The organism is Mesorhizobium liriopis (genome assembly GCF_024053505.1).
Lineage (GTDB): Bacteria > Pseudomonadota > Alphaproteobacteria > Rhizobiales > Rhizobiaceae > Mesorhizobium_B > Mesorhizobium_B liriopis.
This window is the reverse complement of record NZ_JAMXQS010000002.1, coordinates 434169-456303: the sequence shown is the minus strand read 5'-3', so window position 1 is coordinate 456303 and position 22135 is coordinate 434169. Positions and strand designations below refer to the sequence as shown.

Sequence of the window (22135 nt, the reverse complement as noted above, 5' to 3'; positions counted from 1 at the left end):
ATGGCGGCAACGCACCGCGCAATGAAGGCATGCCGCTCGATCTCGGCTGGCTGGGCGGCGTACGCGTCAACTTGTCAGCTGCCGAGCGCCGGGTGGCGGGCCTGCCCGGACGACGCACTGTCAAGAAGGATGCGCAGGCCGCCTGGCTGCTCAAGGCCATCACTTGCATCGATCTTACCACGCTATCGGGCGACGACACGGAAGGCCGCGTGCGCCGGCTCTGCGCCAAGGCGGTGACCCCGGTGCGGCACGACCTGCTCGAAGCGCTCGGCATGAGCGAGCGCGGCATAACGACGGGCGCGGTCTGCGTGTATCACCGTTTCGTCGCAGCGGCCGTCGATGCGCTCCAGGGCAGCGGCGTGCCGGTCGCAGCCGTGTCCACCGCCTTTCCGGCGGGTTTGGCACCCCATGACGTGAAGCTGCGCGAGATCGAGGCTTCGGTGGCCGACGGCGCTTCCGAGATCGATATCGTCATCACCCGCGAGCATGTGCTGACGGGCAACTGGCAGGCGCTTTACGACGAGATGCGCGATTTCCGCGCGGCCTGCGGGGCGGCGCATGTGAAGGCGATCCTTGCGACGGGCGACCTCAAGACCCTGCGCAACGTGGCGCGCGCGTCACTCGTCTGCATGATGGCGGGCGCCGATTTCATCAAGACCTCGACCGGCAAGGAAGGCGTGAATGCCACGCCGCTCGTGACGCTCGTGATGCTGCGCGCCATTCGCGACTACCACGAGCGCACGGGATCCAAGGTGGGCTACAAGCCGGCGGGCGGCATTTCGACGGCCAAGGACGTGCTCAACTACCAGATCCTGATGAAGGAGGAGCTGGGCCGCCCCTGGCTGGAGCCGGACCTGTTTCGCGTCGGCGCGTCGAGCCTCCTGTCCGACATCGAGCGCCAGCTCGAGCACCATGTGACCGGCCGCTATTCGGCCTTCAACCGGCATGCGGCGGGGTGATCCCATGAACGTGCAGCAGTTTTTCGACTCCATGGATTACGGCCCTGCCCCCGAAGCCGACAGTGCCGCGCGCGAATGGCTGGCGCGCCACGACAACCGCTTCGGCCATTTCATCGACGGCAAATTCAAACCGCTGAAAGAGGGTGAGGGCTTCGACACGTTCGAGCCGGCGACCGGCAAGATTCTGGCGCGGATCGCCAACGGCACGGCAACGGATGTGGACGAGGCCGTAGCTGCCGCGCGTGCCGCGCAGGAGCCTTGGGCCAAGCTCAGCGGGCATGGCCGCGCGCGGCATCTCTATGCCTTGGCCCGCATGGTGCAACGGCACGGAAGGCTGCTGGCGGTTCTGGAAGCCATCGACAATGGCAAGCCGGTTCGCGAAACGCGCGACATCGACGTGCCGCTCGTCGCCCGCCATTTTTATCATCACGCCGGCTGGGCGCAGCTTCAGGACGCCGAGTTCGCCGGCTATTCGCCGCTCGGCGTGGTCGGCCAGATCATCCCGTGGAACTTTCCGCTTCTGATGCTGGCTTGGAAGATCGCCCCGGCCTTGGCGCTCGGTAACACGGTGGTGCTGAAGCCGGCGGAATATACCTCGCTGACCGCCTTGCTCTTTGCCGAACTCGCGACGGAGGCCGGCCTGCCGGCGGGCGTCTTGAATGTGGTGACGGGCGGCGGCGAAACCGGCGAGGCCATCGTCGATCACCCGGGCATCGACAAGATCGCCTTTACCGGCTCGACAGAGGTCGGCCGCCGCATTCGCGAACGCACCGCCGGATCGGGCAAGCGCCTGACGCTGGAACTCGGCGGCAAGTCGCCCTTCATCGTCTTCGAGGATGCGGATCTCGACGCGGCGGTGGAAGGCGTGGTGGATGCGATCTGGTTCAATCAGGGCCAAGTCTGCTGTGCGGGCTCGCGCATCCTGGTGCAGGAAGGCATCGCGCCCATTTTCCTTTCCCGCCTTAAGAAGCGCATGGAAACCTTGCGCGTCGGCCAGCCGCTCGACAAGGCGATCGACATGGGGGCGATCGTCGATCCCGTGCAACTTGCGCGCATTCGCGAACTGGTCGAGCTCGGCGTCAAGGAAGGCGCGACATTGTTCCAGACGGAAGCGGGCGTGCCCGAGACAGGCTCTTTCTTTCCGCCCACGCTTCTGACCGATGTGCACCCGGCGGCGACCGTCGCGCGCGAGGAAATCTTCGGCCCCGTCGCGGTCGCCATGACCTTCCGCACGCCCGACGAGGCGGTGATGCTCGCCAACAATTCGCGCTACGGCTTGGCGGCGAGCATCTGGAGCGAGACGATCGGGCTCGCACTCGACATCGCGCCCAAGCTGGCGGCTGGCGTCGTCTGGGTCAACGCCACCAACCTATTCGATGCGGGCGTCGGCTTCGGAGGCTATCGCGAAAGCGGCTTCGGGCGTGAGGGCGGGCGCGAAGGGGCTTACGAATATCTGAAAGCCGATGCCTGGGCCAAGCGCAAGCCGCGTGAAGAGCTGCCGGCCCAACCCGAGCCCAAATCTTCCGCCTCCGGCTTCGGCCTGCCCGTGCTCGACCGCACGGCCAAGCTCTTCATCGGCGGCAAGCAGGCGCGGCCCGATGGAAACGGCTCACGCGTTGTCGTGGGTGCCGACGGCACGGTTCTGGGCGAGGTCGGCGAAGGCAATCGCAAGGACATCCGCAACGCCGTGGAAGCCGCGCGCAAGGCGGAAGGCTGGAGCCGCGCCTCCACGCATAACCGGGCGCAGATCCTTTATTATCTCGCAGAAAACCTGTCCGCGCGCGGGCCCGAATTCGCCGCGCGCATCGCCAGGCTTACGGGCGTCGGTTCGAGCGAGGCGGAGCGCGAGGTGGAAGCTGTGATCAGCCGCCTTTTCACCTATGGCGCCTATGCCGACAAGTTCGACGGCGCGGTGCACTCCCCGCCTTTGCGCGGGCTGGCGCTGGCGATCAACGAGCCGCTCGGCACGGTGGGCGTGATCGCACCCGACGAGATGCCGCTTCTGTCGCTGGTCAGCCTTGTCGCTCCCTTGATCGCGATGGGCAACCGCACGGTGGTGGTGCCGAGCGCGCGATATCCGCTGATCGCGACCGATCTTTATCAGCTATTCGAAACCTCCGACCTGCCGGCTGGTGTCGTCAACATCGTGACGGGCGAGCCGAAGGCGTTGGTCAAGGACCTCGCGTCGCACGACGACCTCGACGGGCTCTGGGTGTTCGGCGGCAAGGACCTGTCGGCCACTGCCGAGCGCTTGTCCGTCGGCAATCTCAAGCGCATGCTGGTGGACCACGGGCTCCAAACCGACTGGCTCGATCCGGCGTCCGGTGAGGGCCGGCTGTTCCTGCACCACGCGGTGCAGGTGAAGAATATCTGGATTCCCTACGGCGACTGAACGGCCTTCAGGCAAAGCAGGGCTGGTGGGAAGCGCCGATAAGGGGTATGCGGCGCTTCCTGAAAGATTTCCGCTCCAAACGTGAAACGGTTTCGCGTGGGCTTGCGGCAAACAAAAAGAGATGGGGCGGTTCCGGTGAGCGGGTTCACCACAAACGGCTCCGATTGAGACCCCGACCATGACCACCGAAACAGACATCTCGCCGGCAACCCTGCCGGACACGATCCACTCTGCGCTTGCCGCGGCACTCGAAGCGCAGGGCTATTCGCAGCTGACGCCTGTGCAGACCATGATGCTCGAAGACGCGCATCAGGATGCCGATCTCCTGGTTTCCGCCCAGACCGGCTCGGGCAAGACGGTCGCCTTCGGCATCGCGATCGCCAAGACGCTTCTGGGCGACGCCGAGCGCTTCGGCCCATCCGACAAGCCGCTGGCGCTGGTAATCGCGCCGACGCGCGAGCTCGCCCTTCAGGTCCAGCGCGAGCTGAACTGGCTTTACGCCAAGGCCGGCATCCACACCGCGACCTGCGTGGGCGGCATGGACATTCGCAACGAGCGCCGGGCGCTCGAGCGCGGCGCGCATCTCGTGGTCGGCACGCCGGGCCGCCTGCGCGACCACATCACGCGCGGCGCGCTCGACTTGAGCGATCTGCGCGCGGTCGTGCTCGACGAAGCCGACGAAATGCTCGATCTGGGCTTTCGCGAGGACCTCGAATTCATTCTGGCCTCCGCGCCTGAGGACCGCCGCACGCTGATGTTCTCGGCAACCGTGCCGCGTGCCATCGCCGAACTCGCCAAGACCTATCAGCGCGACGCGGTGCGGGTCGCAGCCGGTGCGGTACGCGAGCAGCATGCGGACATCGAATACCGCCTGATGCTGGTGCGCCGCGACGAGCGCGAACCGGCCGTGATCAACACGCTTCTGAACTCCGACAGTCAGAGCGCCATCGTGTTCTGCCACACCCGCGAAGCGGTGCGACATCTGACGGCACGCCTTGCCAATCGCGGCTTTGCGGTGGTTTCGCTTTCCGGTGAAATGGCGCAGGGCGAGCGCACCAATGCGCTGCAATCGATGCGCGACGGCCGTGCCCGCGTCTGTGTCGCGACCGACGTCGCCGCTCGCGGCATCGACCTGCCCAACCTCGACCTCGTGATTCACGCCGACGTGCCGAGCAATCCGGCAACGCTTCTGCACCGCTCGGGCCGCACCGGCCGCGCTGGCCGCAAGGGCGTCTGCGTGCTCGTGGTGCCTGAAAACCGCCGCCGTGCAGCCGACCGCGTGCTTTCCATCGCAAATCTCAACGCCGTGGTTTGCGCGGCACCCGATATCGGCGAGATCGAAGCGCGCTACCGCACGCAGATCCTGGAAGCGGCACAGACCACGCCTGAGCCGGAAGACGCGGAAAAGGATTTCGTGGCCGCGCTGCTGGCCGAGGCCTCGCCCGAGCGGATCGCCGCCGCCTTCCTGCGCGCGCAGCTTGCTGCGCGGCCCGTGCCAGAAGAAGTCTCACCCGTTTCGATCGACACGACCCGCCCCCGCCGCGAGAAGCGCGCGGGCGACAAGTGGGAGGAGCGGGAACCCCGCGAACCGCGCGAGCCACGCGGGCCAGACATGGAAGGCGGCGTTGCCTTCACCCTGTCATTGGGGCGCAAGCAGCGTGCGGATCCGAAATGGCTCTTGCCGATGATCTGCAAGGCTGGCGGCGTCGGGCGTCGCGATGTGGGCGCCATCCGCATCCACGACACAGAAACGGTGTTCGAGATCGCAGCCGACAAGGCTCAAGGCTTCGCCGAGCAGGTGAAGAGCGGCGAAGGCTTGGAAAAGGGTGTGCGCATCACACAAGGGGGCGACACCTCCTCGCGCACCTCCAAGCCGGCATTCAAGGGCAAGCCGAAGCAGGACTGGAAGCCCAAGGAGTGGAAGAAGGACGGCCCGAAGGAGCGCTTCAAGGACCGCCCGAGGGGCGGCAAGGGCTCATTCGAGGGTGCCGCATCGAAAAAGCCCCGCCATAAGCCGCGCGGTCCCAAGCCGAGCTAACCGCGTGCGTTGAACCGCACATGATCCACCAGCGCGCGCAGCTTGGGAGCGAGGTTGCGGCGCTGGGGGAAGTAGAGAAAAAAGCCCGGAAAAGGCGGACAGAACTCTTCCAGGAGCGCCACCAGCGCACCGCTGTCGAGATAAGGCTGGAAGGTTTCCCTCACGCCGAAGGTCAACCCGCCCCCGGCAAGAGCCGTGCGCAGCATCAGCCACATATCGTTGGTGGTGATCGTGGGCGCGACCGCCACATCGAAATCGCGTCCCTCTTCGGTGAACTCCCAGCGATAGGGCACGACTTCCGGAGCCGGCCGCCAGCCGATGCAGCGATGGTTTACCAGATCGCGCGGATGCGCAGGCCTTCCATGGCGCGCGAGATAGGCGGGAGCTGCGACCACCAGCTGCTGCTGGTCGCCTGACACCGGCACCGCGATCACATCCTGTTCCAGCACTTCGCCCAAGCGCACGCCGGCATCGAAGCCGCGCGCGACGATGTCGAACGCCTCATCCGTTACCGTCACGTCGATCCGAATGGCAGGGTATGCTTCCGCGAAGCCGGCGAGCAGCGGCCCCGAGACGAAGCGCTCGGCAATCGATGACACGGCGAGGCGCAAGGTGCCGCTCGGCCGCTTCGGCTTGTCGCTCGCGGCTTCGAGCGCCGTCGTCACTTCCGCGATGGCGGGTGCGACCCGCTCGTAAAGCTCGCGCCCCGCTTCCGTCAGGCTGACGCTGCGTGTCGTGCGCCGCACGAGCGCCAAGCCCAAGCGGTCTTCCAGCCGCCGCAGGGCCAGGCTGACCGCCGGGCGCGACACGCCAAGCCGTTCGGCGGCCGCACGGAAACTTCCGGCCTCGGCCAGTGCGAGAAAACTTTCGATGCCTGAAAGATCGGTGCTCATTGGTAATTTCCGGTTACCACTGAAGTCACCAGTCGACAAATTGTCCGTCTCAACTCTTGGGCCTACCTCCTGCCCATCGAATCAAAGGAGATTTTCATGGCACTCGATAAAACAGTTCTGATCACCGGCGCTTCAAGCGGTATTGGCTTGGGTATCGCTCGCGAGCTCGCCGCAGCTGGCGCACGGCTGGTGCTGGGCGCGCGACGCACCGACCGTCTGGACGCTCTCGCCAGTGAGTTGCGCTTCAACGGCGCGCAGGTCGCAACACAAAGGCTCGACGTGACGAGCCGCGCGGATGTGGAAGCCTTCGCACAAGCGGGCCGCGACACGTTCGGCCCCATCCACGCCATCGTCAACAATGCGGGCGTCATGCCGCTTTCGCTCATAGCCTCGCTCAAGGTCGATGAATGGGACCGCATGATCGACGTGAACATCAAGGGCGTGCTCTATGGCGTGGCCGCCGTTCTGCCCGAGATGACGGCGCGGCGCGCGGGCCACATCGTCAACATCGCCTCGATCGGCGCGCTTTCCGTGTCGCCCACAGCTGCCGTCTACTGCGCCACCAAATATGCGGTGCGTGCGATCTCGGACGGGTTGCGGCAGGAAAACCAGGACATCCGCGTGACCTGCATCCATCCCGGCGTGGTGGAAAGCGAACTGGCGGACACCATCACCGACCGGGCCGCGGCAGACCTCATGAAGACCTATCGCTCGATCGCGCTCAAGCCCGACGCCATCGGCCGTGCCGTGCGCTTCGCGCTCGAACAGCCCGACGACGTCGATGTGAACGAGATGGTCGTGCGTCCGACCAGGGCGGCTCACTGATGCGCGCCCTCGTGCCTGCCGCCCTTTGCGCGGCCGTTCTCATCAATCCTGCCAGCGGAGACCAGACCATGGCTGAAGCGAACCATCCTTATGTCGGCATGTGGGTCACGAAAGACGGCCATGTCCGGCACGAACTCTTGCCCGACAACCGCTACGACGAAGCGCGCGGCTCGCGCCAGAGCGCTTATCAGGGGCGTTACGAAGTGACGGGCAACCACATCGAATATTGGGACGACACCGGCTTCACCGCCGATGGCGATTTTGTCGACGTCGATACCCTGCATCATGGCGGCATGATCCTTTACCGCCAGCCACAGCGCTGATCTTCCTTCACCATTCTTGAACACGATCGAAGCGCCCGGCGAGAGACCTCGCTGCGCGCTTCGGTTGGTCAGCGCTTGGACGCGGCTTCGTCGAGCTGCTTGAACTCGTCGTCCGTCAGCGAAACATCGGCCGCTCCGACATTCTCCTCCAAGTGCTTCACGCTGCTGGTGCCGGGGATCGGCAGCATCACTGGAGAGCGCTGGAGGATCCAGGCCAGCGCCACCTGGCCTGCGGTCGCCCGATGCGCCTTGGCGACCGCGTCCACCGCACCGCCGGGCTTGGCGAGGTCACCGGAGGCGAGCGGGAACCACGGGATGAAGCCGATGCCGTTCGCCTGGCAATAATCGAGCACGTCTTCATCGGCGCGGTCGGCGAGGTTGTAGCGGTTCTGGACGGTTGCGACCGGAAACACCTGTCGCGCCGCTTCGATCTCCTCGACCGAAACCTGGCTCAGCCCTGCATGGAGGATGAGGCCCTGGTCGATGAACGCCTTGATCGCTCCGAACTGCTCGTCGCGCGGTACCTTGGTATCGATGCGGTGGAGCTGCCAGAGCGGAATCTGCTCTAGCTTCAAGCGGCGCAGACTCATATGGACGCATTGGCGCAGATATTCGGGGCGGCCGACAGGCTCCCATATATTTGGCCCCGAGCGCGTCAGCCCGCCCTTGGTGGCGACGACGACATTGTCGTAAGGATGAAGCGCTTCGGCAATCAGGTCTTCGGAGATGAAGGGGCCGTAGCTGTCGGCGGTGTCGATAAAATCGACGCCGAGTTCGGGCAGCCGCTGCAACACGCGGATGGCCTCTGCGCGGTCGCGGGGCTCGCCCCAGATGCCCTGGCCGGTGACGCGCATCGCGCCATAGCCGAGACGGTTGACGGTAACGTCGCCGCCGATCGTGAAGCTGCCGGATGCTTTGGCATTGGGTTGAGACATGTTGGGCACTCCCTGATGGTCGTGGTGGAACTGGTCAGGGCCTGACTTGGGGCACGGGCGGAGCTTGACCAGCCGCGAACAAGAAAACGCCTCATGCGTTGGAGGCGCATGGACTCGATCCCGAGAAGCAAAGCGGGCGAACGCGCGCCGATACGGGTCGGCGTGGCAGGCTGGTCGCTGCCGCCTGCTCATCAGGACAGGTTTCCGGACACCGGCACGCATCTCGAACGCTATGCCGCGCGGTTGAATGCCGTCGAGATCAACAGCAGCTTCTACCGGCCGCATCAGCAGAAGACCTATCGGCGCTGGGCGGAAAGCGTACCGGACGATTTCCGCTTCGCGGTGAAGCTGCCGAAAGCCATCACGCATGAACGGCGCTTCGAGGATTGCGAGGAGGTTGTGGCACGGTTCCTCGATGAAACGGCTGGGCTTGAGCGCAAGCGCGGGCCGGTGCTGGTGCAATTGCCGCCGAGCTTCCGCTTTCCAGGCATGCAGGCCATTCGGTTCCTGCGCGGCTTGGCTGAAAGCATCGAATCCTCGGTTGTCCTCGAACCGCGCCATGCGAGCTGGTTCACGGCCGAAATCGACGCGCAACTCGAAGCCATTCGAGTAGCGCGGGTGTCGGCCGACCCGGCCATGGTGCCGGAGGCGCGCGCGCCTGGCGGCTGGCGGGGGTTCGTTTATTTCCGGCTCCATGGCTCGCCGGACATCTACAAATCCACCTACACCGACGAAGCGATTACCCGGCAGGCGAAGGCCGTTTCCGCGCTTGCGGCGCAAGGCGTGGAAAGCTGGACGGTGTTCGACAACACGACATTCGGTGCCGCGACCTTCAACGCGATGGAGCTGCGCGAGCGCGTGACCTGATGCCTTGCCGCGAGTAGGATCGGCAGGAGCCGGCGGCGAAGGGAGCGTTCGCCGGTTCGGGAGCCGACAGCGATGACGAGCCTGCCCCCACGCACGCATCTCGACACGCATGAGGTCTTCAACCAGCCCGCGCCGCTGGAAGACGTGAACCTTTATGACGGGGACCCATTGCTTCGCCGCGCCGTGTGTGAAGCGGGTGGCGCAGACCACCAGACAGGTCTTTCGGCGTTGGGTGCGCAGGCAGGCAGCGCCGAGGCCATCGCGCTCGGCGTCGAGGCCAACCGCAACCCGCCGCAGCTTAAGGTTTTCGACCGGTTCGGACAGCGGCTGGATGAAGTCGCATTCCATCCCGCCTATCACCGCCTGATGCGGATGGGGCTGGAAGCCGGCGTCTCGTCGCGCGCCTGGACGCATCCGCAAGGCGGGCATGTGACGCATGCGGCACTTCTTTTCCTGATGTCGCAGGCCGAGAGCGGCGTTACCTGTCCGATGTCGATGACTTACGCTGCGGTGCCGACCCTGCGCCGCGCCGGTTCCACACTCGGACATCCATGGCTCGAACGGATCATGGCGGGCGTCTACGATCCGGCCATCGCGCCAATCGAGGCCAAGCGCGGGGTGACGCTCGGCATGGCGATCACCGAAAAGCAGGGCGGCTCGGATGTGCGGGCAGGCACCACGCGCGCGGCGCGGCAGGCGGACGGCTCATACGCGCTCGTCGGCCACAAATGGTTTTGCTCCGCGCCGATGTCGGACGGGTTCCTGAGCCTCGCCCAGACGGAGAATGGCCTTTCCTGCTTTCTCGTGCCACGCTGGCTGCCGAACCGTACGCGCAACGGAATCGCGATCCAGCGGCTGAAGGACAAGCTCGGCGACCGCGCCAATGCCTCGTCCGAGATCGAGTACAGGAACGCACAGGCCTTTCTCATCGGCGAGGAGGGACGCGGGGTCAGCACGATCGTTGCGATGATCAGTCACACGCGGCTCGACTGCGCGGTGGCGTCCGCCAGCCTGATGCGCCAGAGCCTGTCGCTCGCCATTCATCATGCGGACGGGCGCAGCGCCTTCGGGCGGAAACTGATCGACCAGCCACTGATGCGCGCGGTGCTCGCCGATCTCGCCTTGGAGGTGGAAGCCGCCATCGCCCTCGCCTTCCGCACGGCCCAAAGCATCGATGGCACGATTGCGGGTGACACACGTGAAACAACCCTTTCACGCCTCCTGACACCGGTCGCTAAATTCTGGGTATGCAAGCGTTGCCCCACCGTGGTCGCGGAAGCGATGGAGGTGCATGGCGGTGCGGGTTATGTCGAGGAGAGCCTGTTGCCGCGCCTGTTCCGGGCCTCGCCCCTCAACGCCATCTGGGAGGGCTCCGGCAATGTGATTGCGCTCGACATCCTCCGCGCCTTCTCGCGCGAGCCGGCTTTGGCTGACGCTTTGCGCAAAGAACTGCGCGATCTCGCCCGGCTCGGCCCTACGGCGACGGAAGGGCTCTTGCAGCTCGAAACGGGGCTCGCAGCGGCCGATAACCAGCGCCGCGCCCGTCGGCTCGCCGAAATTCTCGCCGTGCTTCTGGCATCGGCCACGCTTCAGCGTTGGGGGCGCGAAGCCTCGGCGAAGGCATTTCTCGAAACGCGCCTTGAGGGCCACACGCTCTTCGGCGCCGCGGTGGACCGTGTGCCGGATGCTCTCGTGGATGAGGCGCGGATCGGCTTTTAGCAGGCCGAGCGGGCTCTTTCCCTGCAACCCCACTTCCTTCCGCCCGTTGCAACCCCAGCAGGACAGGGGAGCGGCCATGGCGAGCGCGAGCACATTCGGACACGAAAATAACGCGCGGGGGCGCCAGGCGGACTCGCCCAGCCAGATGCCTCCGGCAGGCTGGAAGGACATCCTTCTTCGGACCTACAAGGAAATCAGCGATGACCGGGTCACGCTGATCGCTGCGGCGGTCACCTACTATCTTCTGCTCGCGATCTTCCCGGCGCTCACCGCCTTCGTCTCGCTCTACGGCCTCTTCACCGATCCGGCGACGGTGGGCGAGCATATCAGCGCCCTTTCCCAGGTCGTGCCCGAAGGCGGCATGCGGATCATCAACGAGCAGTTGACGCGGCTGACTTCGAGCGGCAGCTCCAAGCTCGGCTTCGCGCTGATCCTCTCGCTCGGCATCGCGATCTGGAGCACGAGCTCGGGCGTGAAGACGCTCTTCGAGGCGATGAACATCGCTTATGGCGAGCGGGAGGAACGTTCCTTCATCAAGCTCAACGCGACGGCCCTCCTCTTCACCCTGGCGGGCCTCGTCGGCGCGCTGCTGATGATCGGGGCCACCGTGGTCGTGCCGGTGGTGCTCGACTTCATCGGTCTGGGGGCCGCGCTCGAGACCATCGTGCGCATCGGTTCCTTCGTGGTAATGGCCCTGGTGATCCTTTCCGGCATCGCCGTGCTCTACCGCTTCGGCCCGAGCCGGCAGGAAGCGAAATGGCGCTGGATCACGCCGGGTGCGGTTCTGGCGCTCGTGATCATCATCGTGATCTCGTCGCTGTTTTCCTGGTATGCGGCCAACTTCGCGCAGTTCGACAAGACCTACGGCTCGCTCGGCGGGCTGATCGGCATGCTGTTCTGGATGTGGCTCTCCGTGACGGCCGTGATCGTGGGCGCCGAACTCAACGCCGAAAGCGAGAAGCAGACGGCGCAGGATTCCACGAAGGGTTCCGACGATCCGATGGGCCGGCGCGATGCCAACGCCGCCGATACGCTCGCGCCTTCAGGCGGCGCACAGGCTCCGTCTTCAGAGCGCTCGTCGCCCTTCGAAGGCAAGAGCGATGACTGGCAGGCGGGCTACCACGCAGCGATCCAAGAGATACGGGATCGCCGACGCCCATCGGCAGGTGCGATGGCCTTGGCACTGCCGCTATCGCTTGCGATCAACGCAATGGAAAAACGACGGCGGCGCCGGGCTTGAGGGGCTGACCGAGGCGATCATCCCTTCCTACCCTCGCGAGAGGTACGGGGCGGGATGACATGCCGCCCCTCCACGAACACCCGCTCCTAATTCTCCGCCACCGGCGTCCCCGCATCCGCGTTCGTGTCGATGCTCGCCACGACCGACATGCCCGGTGCGAGACGTGCCGCCAGTTCCTGCCCCGGATCGATGCTGATGCGAACGGGCACGCGCTGGGCGACCTTGGTGAAGTTGCCGGTCGCATTGTCCGGGCGGATCACCGAGAATTCTGAGCCGGTGGCCGGCGAAAAGCGCTCGATATGGCCAGACAGGCGGGCATGGCGCAGCGCATCGACCGTGAAAGTCACGGGCTGACCGGGCCGCATACCGGCGAGCTGGGTTTCCTTGAAATTGGCGACCACCCAGATGCGGTCGGGCACGAGCGTCAGCAGTTGCGTGCCGATCGCCACATACTGGCCGGGGCGTGCCGCGACCTCGCCCAGGCGCCCGTCGCGGGGCGCCACGATGCGGGTGTTCTCGACGTCGATCTCAGCGAGATGCACGGCCGCTTCGGCGCCCGACACGGCAGCTTCCAGTGAACCGCGCGCGACGATCGTGGAGCGAAGGTCTTCACGCGCGACCTCGCGGGCGGCTTCGGCCTGCTGCACGGCGGCGCGCGCCTGTTGCAGCGTGGCCTGGGCCTGATCGGCATCGCTCTGCGTGATCACGCCGCGCACGAGCAGGGGCTCGACCCGCTTCCAGCCGGCCTCGGCCTGCGTCAGCGCGGCCTGTGCGCTCGTGATCGCCGCCTCGCTCGAGCGGATCTTCGCTTCATTGCTGGTTTTCGCCTGGTCGGAATTCGCGAGCGCCGCCTTCTGGCCTGCTAGCGTCGCACGTGCCTGAGCAAGCTTCTGGATAAAGATGCGGTCGTCGAGCCGCACCAGAAGCTGGCCGGCCTTCACCGTCTCGTAATCCTGCACCCGAACCTCTGCGACCGTGCCCGCGAGCTGCGGCGCCATCACCGTCACCTGGCCTCGGACATAAGCGTTGTCCGTCATCTCGACCGACGAGGTGAAAGGCGGCAGGCGCCAGGCATAGAGTGCGATGAGCACGCCGGCGAAGCCGAGAACGAGCGCCACGATTGTGGCGAAGCGGGATGATCGGGACATGGCGACAACAATAACAATGAATGAAACTAAGCGGGCTGGTCGGAAAAATGGGAACCGATCCGGTCGCGCAAGGCCCTCCAAGCCATCTGCAACAGGAGCAGGCAGAGAGCGGTGGCGCTCAGCGCGGAGACCAGAAGGAAAAGATCGTTGTAAGCGAGCACATTGGCTTCGCGCGTCACCTGCTGGCCAAGCAGCGCGACACCTTCGGCATTCAGAAGCGTCCGGTCGGTCAGTGCCCGCGAGTAGGCCGCACCAAGCTGCGAAATGCGCTGCGCCACGAGAGGGTCGGACAGCGTCAGATGCTCGGCCAGGATGTTGGAGTGAAACTTCTCCCGCACGGTCACGAAGGTGCCGAAAATGGCTGAGCCGAGCAGGCTGCCGAGCAGCTGCGTGGTCAGGAAGGTGATCACGAAACTCAAGAGATAATTGGTTCCCTTGGCGAGTGCCGCCCGAAAACCGGCAGCCATCGCGGGCGGCAGGAACAATGCGGCGCCAAAGGCGATCATCGCCTGGCTGGCAAACATCTGCTCGGGCCGCGTGAGGTTCGTCGCGTGCCCATCGAGGAATGCGCCGACCGCGATCAGGCCGAGCGCCACGATGTGGATCTGTGGTTCCCTTCCCGGCTGAAGCACGGCGGCACAGACGAGGCCGCCAGTGATGGTGGCAAGAAGAATGATGCCATAAAGCACGGTCATCTGGTCGTTCAGAAAGCCAAGCGCCTGGAAGAAACCCGGTGCGCCGGTCGCCTGCTCGGTCAGCACCACGCGGAAAAGCAGCAGCACGCCGGCGAAATGCAGCACGGCAGGGCTCAAGAGCCAACGAATGTCGAGAAGCGGATTCGCGCGGTTGAGTTCGATCACCACGCACACCATCACGCAGAAGATGCCAAGGGCCGAAAGCATGCCGAGCCAAGGGGCCTCGAACCACCAATAGAAGCGGCCTAGCGCCAGCACCACGGCAAAGGAACCGAGGCCGAGCGCGATAAAGGCGTAGGAAACGAAATCCATCGGCTCGAGCACCTTGACGCGCGGCGCTGAGGTGAGAGGCAAGAGATAGACCCCACAGAATGCGACGAGCGCCAGCCCCAGTTCGAAGGCGGTCAGGCCGTGCCGGCCGTTCAGGTCGAGCAGTTCAGGAGAAATCAGCCGCGCCAACGGCGCGCCGATGGCCGTGTTGGTGAGCGCAAGCGACATGCCGACCGTCAACTTCCGCTCGGGCGGAAAGGCTTCGAGCATGTAGAGAAGAGCCAGCGTCGAAAGAGGCGCGGCAGCGACGCCGCTCACGAAGCGCACCAGAAGCGCGGAAGAAAAGTCGCTGACCTGAAAGTTCAAAAGCGCAACCACCGCGAAGACGACGATCGAGATCTCCGCGAAGTTTCGCAGGCCGAACTGCGCACGGACCTTCACGAGCAGCAGGCCGAGCGAGACATTGGGCGCCATATAGGCGGCTACGAGCCAGGCAGCCTCGTTGGTGGTGGCGCCGAGCGAGCCCTGGATCTGGGGGAGGTTCGCCGTCACCATGTTCATGCCGAAGCCTTGCGTGACGGCAAGCAGAACCGAGGTGAGCATGTAGAGGCCAGCATGTGCCGGGTGGCGCGGCGTGTAAGGCGGTGGCGGAGGCAACGCGGCATAGACGCGTTTCGCTGGTCCTTGCTTCATCGGCTCGGCGGCGGCCAATGCAGAAGACGATGCAGGCTCGGGCGAGGGCGACAGCGGGAGCCGTTGCCGTTCTTCTTCCCCATCCGACGAAGTCCGCGCGTCCATTATGCCGGCACACCCATGTTGCGGCTGATGCGCTTGAGAACGCGGGTGGCAGTGAGAAGGTCCGCTTCGTCCACGCCTTCAAGCACCTGTTCGCGCAGTTCGGACACGAAATCGAGGATGTTGCTGGCGCCCTCCTGCGCGGCATCGGTCAGTTCGATGCGCTTGGCGCGGCGGTCGCCTTCCACGGTGCAGCGCTTCACGAGGCCCTTGGCTTCGAGACCATCCACCAGCTTGACCATGGTCGGTTGCTCGATCTCGAGCGCCTGAGCCAGTTCGGACTGGGTCGCGGCTCCATGGCGCGCGAGATGCAGAAGAAGCCGCGCGCGGGGAAGGGTCAGGCCCTGGGCACGGGCGCGGTCGTCGAACATGTTGCGCATCTTGCGATTGATGCGGACGAGCTCGTCCACAAACGCCGCACTGGTCGGAACAGCATCCATCACATCACCAAATGGTTCGTGTGCTAATTATCTGCAGGCGATATAATCTTCCGCCGTGCCTGTGACAAGCATGCGAGCGCTGCGCGGCGCGCGTTTTCGCCATGCTGAAACAACCGCTCTTCTCGTCACGGAGGCTTCTCCATCCTCCGCTCGTGGGAAGCATCGTGCAAAACCGCTTCCCCCTTTTGCCGGAATTGCTCTAGGAGGTTTCTGGGAGGGTTCGGCCCTTCGGGATTTTCTCCGCCCAATGCTTCGCAAACTGATCAGCCGGCTTTTCCGCCCCTCGCGCGCCCGTTCAGGCAGCGCGAACTGGCGGCGGCTGCGGCTCGACTCCCGCGCGACCGTCTATGCGGTGGGCGACGTCCATGGCTGCCTCACGCTCTTGCGCGACCTCGAAGCCGCGATCGTGGCCGATGCCCGCGACAGGCCGGGCCCGAAGACCATCGTGATGCTGGGCGACTATGTGGACAAGGGCCCCGAAAGCGCGCAGGTGCTCGACCATCTCTGCGGACGGCCGCCACGCGGGTTTCAACGCCTGTGCCTCGGGGGAAATCACGAGGCGGCGATGCTCGATTTCCTCGAAGGCCGTGAGCCGCTCGCAGCATGGCTCGGCATCGGCGGCCTCCAGGCGCTCTATTCCTACGGCATCGACCCGAACTATCTTTCCACGCTGCATAAAAGCGATGCGGCGATGGAAAAGGCCGTGCGCAAGGCGATCCCCGAAGCGCACAAGCGCTTCCTGCGTGAATTGGGCCTGATGGCGGTCAGCGACGAGGCCGTGCTCGTCCATGCGGGCCTGCGCCCCGGTGTTTCCCTCAAGAAGCAGAATGTCGAGGACTGCACGACGATCCGCATGGAGCGCATCGCGGACGACCCCAGCCGCAGGCGCTGGCTGATCCACGGTCATTCGCCGGTGGAGCATCCCACGCTTGTCGGGCGGCGGCTCAACATCGATACCGGCGCGGTCAAGACGGGACTTCTGACCGCGGTCCGGCTTTCGGGCACAAAGGCGAAGCTGATCTTCGCCCGGCAATTGCGGTAGCTCAAGCGGCGCGGCGGGGCGCTTCCTGCTCCTCGGAATCGAGATAGTAGCTCGAATATTTCTCGAAGAGATGCTCCGAGCTGCCGAGCGCCCCGTAGCGCGGCAGCTTTTTTAGATCGACCTTGTTGAGGATCACGCCCAACAGTTTCTCGGCGATCTGCGGCTCCTGCTGGAAGAAGGAACGCACCATCGCGCGAGGCGTCGCGCCCCATTCGGTGACGAGAATGAACCCGTCGGCCAACGGCGCGAAGGCCTTGCCGTCCACCACGGGGCCGAGCGGCGGCAGATCCACGATGATGTAATCGAGGTTCGGCTTGGCGTTGTCGAGGAAACGGCGGAAGGCCGGGCCTGACAGAAGCTCGCTCGTGTGGGTCAGCTGCCCGCGCATCACGGCGGGGATCACCGACAGATGCGTCTCGTTGTCGGTGGCCGCCACCGACTGCCAGGGCTGCTCGTTCATCACCGCTTCCACGATGCCGGCCTGCGCGCCGCCCAAGCCCAGACGGTGCGTCAGAGCGGGTTTGCGAAGATCGCCGTCGATCAGAAGCGTGCGGGCGCCGCGCGAGGCCAGAAGCCCAGCATAATTCGCGGCAACCGTCGACTTGCCCTCGCCCGGCAAGAGCGAGACCACACCGATCACGCGGCACTGACCGATGCCCAGCATGACGTCGCTGGCGAATTTGGTGTTGCGCAAGGTTTCGGCGAAGAGCGAGGACGGCGCGTTGATGCCGATGCGCAAATTCTTCTCGCCTGTGCCGTGGCTCGACCGCCTGCCCTTGAACAGGCCGAACCTGCCTTTCTTGGCACGGCTGTTCGCGCCCACCAATGGCAAGTAGCCCAAGAATTTGAGGCCCAGCCGGTCACGCACATCGTCGCTGGTGCGGAAGAAGCGCTCGTTGAACTCGTTGAGCATGGCGAGCGCGCCGCCCAGCATCAGGCCGAGCACCACCGACAAGCCCAGTGCGATGATCGTGCGCGGGCCCGACGGGCGGCGCGGCGTCACGGCTTCCGAGATGGCGCGAACCTTGGCGATCGGGAAGCTCTGCTGCTGCGCCGCTTCCTCATAGCGCGACAGGAAGGTCTGGTAGAGCGTGTTGAGCGTGGTCGCCTGCTGTTCCAGTTCGCGCAGCTTCACCTGCGCCTCGCTTGCCTGCGAGCTTTGGCCAGCCGCGTTCGCAACACTTTCGCGCAGCGAGTTCTGGCGCGCCTGGGCAACGGAGAACTCGTTCTTGAAGGTCTGCGCCTGACGCTGCAGCTCGGCATAGATCTGGGGCTCGAGGTTCTTCAACTCGTCGCGCAGAAGTGCGGCCTGCGGGTGGTCCTCGCCATAAGCGTTGACCACCTCCTGCAAACGGCGCGACACGGCGACGTAGCGCTGGCGCAGCGTGGTGTTCTGCATCTCCGCGCCCGGCGTGGTCTGCGCCTGCTGTTCGGCGAGCACGACGCCTTCCTTGACGGCGGCCGACTGCCCCTTGGCGAGGATCGCGTCCATCTGGTCGGAGCGTGCCTTGGCGCGCGCCGTGTCGGCCTGGGCGATAATGAGCTGGCTGTTGAGGTCGGAGAGCTGCTGCTCGCTGATCAGCTCGCCCCGCGCGGCCGTCAGGCCATTTTCGGCACGGAACTTCTCCACCGCCATGGAGGCGTTCTGCGAGTTCTTCCTGAGCTCCGCGATGCGGCCTTCGAGCCAGACGGTGGCCTGGCTCGTCGCATCGTAATTCGCGTCGAGCTGGTCGGCGAGATAGGCCTTGGTGTAGGCGCGCGTGATCTGGGCCGCGAGCTGCGGGCTCTGCGCCGTATAGGCGAGTGCGATCACATTGGAGCGGCCGATGCGGCCGACATCGAGGTTCTTTTGCAGGATGCCGATGGCCGTTTCCCGGTTTGCCGCCTTGATCGCTGCCGCCCGCTCGCTTTCGCTCAGGCCTTCGAGACCGTCCGGCCGGCTGGAAAAGAAGCCGAGCACGCCGCGCGCGCTCGCGATGATGTTGCCGAGAAGCGACGGCTCGGGCTCCATGAAGGCCGGATTTTCGGTGAGGTTCTCGGCATCGGCCACGACCGCCGCGAGGCGCGCCGACTTCACGATCTCGATCTGGGAAAGGATCGCGGTGTCGGTTTCGACGGTGAAGGTCGTCGCCGTCGTGCCGTCCACCAGCTTGTTCAGCCCCTCGTCGATCAGCACGGAAGCGTTGGCCGTATAGGTCGAGGGCGTGGTGCGCAGATAGACGATGCCGAGCAACACGCAGAGCGCGACCGCCGCCGCCACCACCCAGATCTGGCGGCGCGCCATGGCGAACAGGCGTTCGAAATCGATGAAGTCGCCGGCGGAAGCGGATTTCTCCGGAACATGCGGCTGGGTGTTGGCCCAGCTGGCGATCGGCATTCTCGTGGTGTTGTTCATAACGTGTCCGATCCTGCTCGTGTCAGGAATTCCGCTCCGCCGGCAGCGGAGCCGGCTGGGCGTAGAGGCGCAGTTCCTTGACGCCCAGAAGGCCGCCGATCGTGCCGGCATGCATCACTGCGCGCAGCATGTTGCGATTGCGCTTGGCCGCCACAGGCGCGGTCAAGCCGGCGGAAAGCAAACTGTACCCGACTTTGGCAGCAGCAAGGCAGAGCTGCACGCCGCGCCGGGCGCCACCCGCCTTGGTCTTCAACAAACGCCCATGCGTCTGCCCCATGCGGAAACGGCGCTTGGCGAGCCATTCGAAGCGTGCGCGCGTGGCCGGCACATCCTCGGAAACCCAGGCATTCTCGGCGTAGGCGATACGTCCGCCGCTTTCAGTCACGCCGTCGAAATAGTCGGTGTCCTCGCCGCCCGTCTGGCCGAGTTCGAGGCGAAAACGCCGGCTTTTCACATGCGGGCTTTCGCGACGCAAAAGCACGTTGCAGGTATAGCCCGTGCGGATCACACCGCCCACGAAAACCGGAAAAGTCGAATGCGAATCGGCATGGCGCATCCAGCCTGGGGCATCCTCAGCATAGATCGCACGCACCGGACCAAGCACCACATCCGCATTCCCGGCGTGGCGCAGAAGCTCCGACGCCCATTGCGGCGTGGCGATCTCGTCATCATCGATGAAGGCGAGGAAGTCGGCATCGCTCTCGTCGAGACAGGCATTGCGCGCAATGCAGATATTGCGCGCGGGCGCGTGGACATAAACGATGGCAAGCCCGCTCTCGGCCCGGAAGCCATCCACCAGCGCTTTGGCGCTCGGCGTCTCGTCATTGTCGGCGACCACGATGCGCAGGCTCACATCGTCACGCAGATCGAGGCGAGCGAGCGAGCGCAGCGTGTCGATCAGCTGCGGGCGGCGGAAGGTGCAGACGGCGATGTCGAGGCGCGTAAGGCTCATGCGGGCTGCACCTTTCGCGTAGGGCTCATGGGCAGGTGCAGGAGCTGGAGCCAGAAGCCCAGCGACCATGCGAAATGCATCACCATGGCCGAGACGCCGGACAGAAGCAGCCGCGCATCCCGCGCCTTGAAGGCCATGGCCGCGCCATAGGCCAGACAGATGCCGGCCCAGGCAAGGAACGGCACCACGGCCAGCCAATGCAGCGGCGCGAGAAGCGCCAGAAGCACCACCGGAAACACGCCCAGCGGCAAAGCCTGACGCACCTTGGGCACCACCCGGTGCTTGAGGATGTTGCGTGCGCGGCCCTTGCCGTAGCCGAGATATTGCTTGAACAGGCCGGACAGCGACGTGCGGGGGAAATAGTCCATCTGCGTCGCGCCCGTCAGCCAGATGCGCTTGCCGGCAAGCCCCAACCGCCAGTCGAGCTCGGCATCCTCATTGTGGGAGAAGCTCTCGTCATAGCCGCCGACCGCGCGGAAGGCGGCAATGCGCATCAGAGCATGGTGGCCGTGATCGACCCACTCGCCGCCAGAGGTGTGGCGATGGCGCGACCCGCCGGTGCCGAGCTTGGAATTCTGGGCAGCCGCCGTCGCGAATTGCAGCGCGCCCTCGCCCAGCGTGCGCATGGACACGACCACCGAGTCCGCGTCCGTCTTTTCGGCTTCCGCGACGAGCCTGTCGCAATAATCGTCCGGATAGCCGCCATGGGCATCGATGCGGATGAGATAAGCGAGGTCGCCGCCGAAGCGTTCGACGGCCAAATTGATGGCGGCACTCTGGATGCGCTTGGAATTGTGGACGAGCTTGATCAGCGGATCCTTGCGCGCGGCTTCCACCACGATCTCCACCGTGCCGTCCCTGGAGCCGCCATCGGCGACCACGATCAAGCCGTTCAGCCGCTCGGCGGAGCTACGGAACTGCTTGAGCAGCCCACCGATATGCGCGGCCTCGTTGAGGCAGGGAATGACGATCAAGCAGGATGCAACAGGAGAAGCAGAGCTCTCGAAAGGCTCGGGCTGGTCCATGGATAACTCCGGTCGGTGGCCGCTCAGGCGGCCGCTTGCAGGGTAACAGGTGAAGTGGAGGCACGGCCCGTGATGCGCGAGACGAGGTCCTCGCATTCGGCTCGGGTGCAGGCCCAGATGCTTGGGTCGGTCGCTTCGATGCGGCCGCGCAGGGCGGCATGGCGTTCAGCGGTCATTCCGCCCAGAAGCGCGTCAAGGGCTTTGGGCGTCGCTTCGGGCAGGATCAGGCCGATGCCACGGGTTTCGAGCACGCGCGAAATCTCGGTGCCGGCCATTGCGATCGGCACCGCACCGAAGCGGCAGCCCTCGTAAAGGCGGTTGGGAAGCAACCAGCGCGAATTGCCGCCTTCCTCGAAGAAGTCGATGGCCCACGAGAAATGCACCGCGCCGTAGATGTCGCTCATCTCCTCCGGGTTTCGGTAAGGCCCCTTGAACTGAAGATAGGGCTCGCCTTCGACGCGGGCCTGAAAGTCCGGCAGTTCGCGCAAGGCGGGCTTGCCGCGCAAGGTGACGGTGAACGCGCCGTTTTGCGCACGGGTGAAGCGCGACAGAAGCTCGAGCGAACGCGCGCAGCGCAGCGCGCCGAACCAGCCGATCATCCAAGGCAGCGAGGCAGGCACCGCCGCGATCGGCGGGGCGGGCTCAAGCTCCAGAAACTTGTTCTCGACCAGCATCACCGGCCCATTCGTCTGCTTAAACGGCTCGAAATATTCGCGCAGGAAGGCGGGCGACGAGGTGATCAGGAGATGTGCATCGCGCGCGAGCCGCCGCTCGGTCCAGCGAAGCGCCTGGCCGACATGGTCGGAACGCAGCATCAGGCGGTGGATATCGAGGCACTCATAGACCACCGGCACATCAGCGCCGAACAGGCGCCGCGCCCGGTTGCCGAGCGCCAGCATTTCGAGATTGCGCGCGAGGATCACGTCGGGCTTCTCGACGCCTGCCAGATGCTTCGCGAGCGACATGCCCGATTTCAGAACCGCGCCGATGCGCTGGGCGAAGCGGCCGTCAGCAGTCGCGCCCAGCGAGACGGTCGGCACCGATTCCACGCTTTCGGGCACGAAGGCACCGCGGTGGAAGCCGGCCAGCGTCACGCGCGCGCCGCCCGCCTTCAGCATCGCCACGCGGCGGCGGACGGCCGGGTCGTTCAAATCGTGCACGAGATACAGCACATGCAGCATC

Annotated in this window: 18 protein-coding genes; 9 read left to right on the top strand and 9 right to left on the bottom strand. The window is 65.3% G+C overall.

Going from position 1 to position 22135, the window contains the following annotated elements; genetic code table 11:
• The first annotated feature begins 29 nt into the window (after window positions 1–29).
• From deoC to NGM99_RS05145, 3 genes are all read left to right on the top strand, one after another.
• Window positions 30–959: a deoxyribose-phosphate aldolase gene (deoC, locus tag NGM99_RS05155; protein WP_252816939.1), complete on the top strand. Its 930-nt coding sequence runs from the start codon at window positions 30–32 to the stop codon at window positions 957–959.
• A 4-nt stretch (window positions 960–963) separates the two neighbouring features.
• Window positions 964–3351 (top strand): aldehyde dehydrogenase family protein, encoded by a 2388-nt coding sequence (locus NGM99_RS05150; protein ID WP_252816655.1) that lies wholly within the window; start codon window positions 964–966, stop codon window positions 3349–3351.
• Between the two features lie 178 nt (window positions 3352–3529).
• Window positions 3530–5389 carry a DEAD/DEAH box helicase gene (locus NGM99_RS05145; RefSeq protein WP_252816653.1) on the top strand — a complete coding sequence of 620 codons (1860 nt, stop codon included), beginning with the start codon at window positions 3530–3532 and terminating at the stop codon, window positions 5387–5389.
• Here the strand turns inward: NGM99_RS05145 and NGM99_RS05140 are convergent.
• Window positions 5386–6282, bottom strand: coding sequence for a LysR family transcriptional regulator (locus NGM99_RS05140; protein ID WP_252816651.1), 897 nt, complete (start codon window positions 6280–6282; stop codon window positions 5386–5388). The two genes, NGM99_RS05145 and NGM99_RS05140, sit on opposite strands and share 4 nt — an antisense overlap.
• A gap of 96 nt (window positions 6283–6378) precedes the next feature.
• On the opposite strand from NGM99_RS05140, the gene NGM99_RS05135 reads away from it, so the two are divergent.
• A complete protein-coding gene (locus NGM99_RS05135) occupies window positions 6379–7107 on the top strand; it encodes an SDR family oxidoreductase (protein ID WP_252816648.1) in 729 nt (242 codons plus the stop codon).
• On the top strand, window positions 7107–7430 hold the full coding sequence (locus NGM99_RS05130; RefSeq protein ID WP_353937375.1) for an Atu4866 domain-containing protein: 324 nt from the start codon (window positions 7107–7109) through the stop codon (window positions 7428–7430). The genes NGM99_RS05135 and NGM99_RS05130 overlap by 1 nt, the downstream gene beginning before the upstream one ends.
• Before the next feature lie 68 nt (window positions 7431–7498).
• On the opposite strand, the gene NGM99_RS05125 is transcribed toward NGM99_RS05130, so the two are convergent.
• On the bottom strand, window positions 7499–8365 hold the full coding sequence (locus tag NGM99_RS05125; protein ID WP_252816646.1) for an aldo/keto reductase: 867 nt from the start codon (window positions 8363–8365) through the stop codon (window positions 7499–7501).
• 93 nt (window positions 8366–8458) lie between these two features.
• Here NGM99_RS05125 and NGM99_RS05120 point away from each other — a divergent pair, with 93 nt between their 5' ends.
• The 3 genes from NGM99_RS05120 to NGM99_RS05110 all read left to right on the top strand — a co-directional run bounded on the left by NGM99_RS05120 (window position 8459) and on the right by NGM99_RS05110 (window position 12191).
• On the top strand, window positions 8459–9232 hold the full coding sequence (locus tag NGM99_RS05120) for a DUF72 domain-containing protein (RefSeq protein ID WP_252816644.1): 774 nt from the start codon (window positions 8459–8461) through the stop codon (window positions 9230–9232).
• A 72-nt stretch (window positions 9233–9304) separates the two neighbouring features.
• Window positions 9305–10951, top strand: a complete 1647-nt coding sequence (locus NGM99_RS05115; RefSeq protein ID WP_252816641.1) for an acyl-CoA dehydrogenase family protein — start codon at window positions 9305–9307, stop codon at window positions 10949–10951.
• Between the two features lie 76 nt (window positions 10952–11027).
• Complete coding sequence (locus NGM99_RS05110) at window positions 11028–12191, top strand: YihY/virulence factor BrkB family protein (protein WP_252816639.1); 1164 nt, start codon at window positions 11028–11030, stop codon at window positions 12189–12191.
• Window positions 12192–12277: 86 nt separating this feature from the next.
• Here NGM99_RS05110 and NGM99_RS05105 read toward each other — a convergent pair whose 3' ends face one another.
• From NGM99_RS05105 to NGM99_RS05095, 3 genes are all read right to left on the bottom strand, one after another.
• A complete protein-coding gene (locus NGM99_RS05105; RefSeq protein ID WP_252816636.1) occupies window positions 12278–13339 on the bottom strand; it encodes an HlyD family secretion protein in 1062 nt (353 codons plus the stop codon).
• A 26-nt stretch (window positions 13340–13365) separates the two neighbouring features.
• A complete protein-coding gene (locus tag NGM99_RS05100) occupies window positions 13366–14907 on the bottom strand; it encodes an MFS transporter (protein WP_252816936.1) in 1542 nt (513 codons plus the stop codon).
• 194 nt (window positions 14908–15101) lie between these two features.
• The gene (locus NGM99_RS05095; protein ID WP_252816634.1) at window positions 15102–15539 is read right to left on the bottom strand and encodes a MarR family winged helix-turn-helix transcriptional regulator; all 438 of its coding nucleotides are present in this window, start codon (window positions 15537–15539) and stop codon (window positions 15102–15104) included.
• Window positions 15540–15786: 247 nt separating this feature from the next.
• Between NGM99_RS05095 and NGM99_RS05090 the strand changes: the two genes are divergently transcribed.
• Window positions 15787–16581 (top strand): metallophosphoesterase, encoded by a 795-nt coding sequence (locus NGM99_RS05090; RefSeq protein ID WP_252816632.1) that lies wholly within the window; start codon window positions 15787–15789, stop codon window positions 16579–16581.
• Window position 16582: 1 nt separating this feature from the next.
• On the opposite strand, the gene NGM99_RS05085 is transcribed toward NGM99_RS05090, so the two are convergent.
• The 4 genes from NGM99_RS05085 to NGM99_RS05070 are packed head-to-tail and all read right to left on the bottom strand — an operon-like array spanning window position 16583 to window position 22134.
• Entirely contained in the window at window positions 16583–18976 is a 2394-nt protein-coding gene (locus NGM99_RS05085; protein ID WP_252816630.1) for an AAA family ATPase, read from the bottom strand.
• Window positions 18977–18998: 22 nt separating this feature from the next.
• On the bottom strand, window positions 18999–19928 hold the full coding sequence (locus NGM99_RS05080) for a glycosyltransferase family 2 protein (RefSeq protein ID WP_252816628.1): 930 nt from the start codon (window positions 19926–19928) through the stop codon (window positions 18999–19001).
• Window positions 19925–20953: a glycosyltransferase family 2 protein gene (locus NGM99_RS05075; RefSeq protein ID WP_252816626.1), complete on the bottom strand. Its 1029-nt coding sequence runs from the start codon at window positions 20951–20953 to the stop codon at window positions 19925–19927. Before NGM99_RS05075 ends, NGM99_RS05080 begins: the two co-directional genes overlap by 4 nt.
• 23 nt (window positions 20954–20976) lie before the next feature.
• A complete protein-coding gene (locus NGM99_RS05070) occupies window positions 20977–22134 on the bottom strand; it encodes a glycosyltransferase (RefSeq protein ID WP_252816624.1) in 1158 nt (385 codons plus the stop codon).
• Window position 22135 lies beyond the last annotated feature (1 nt).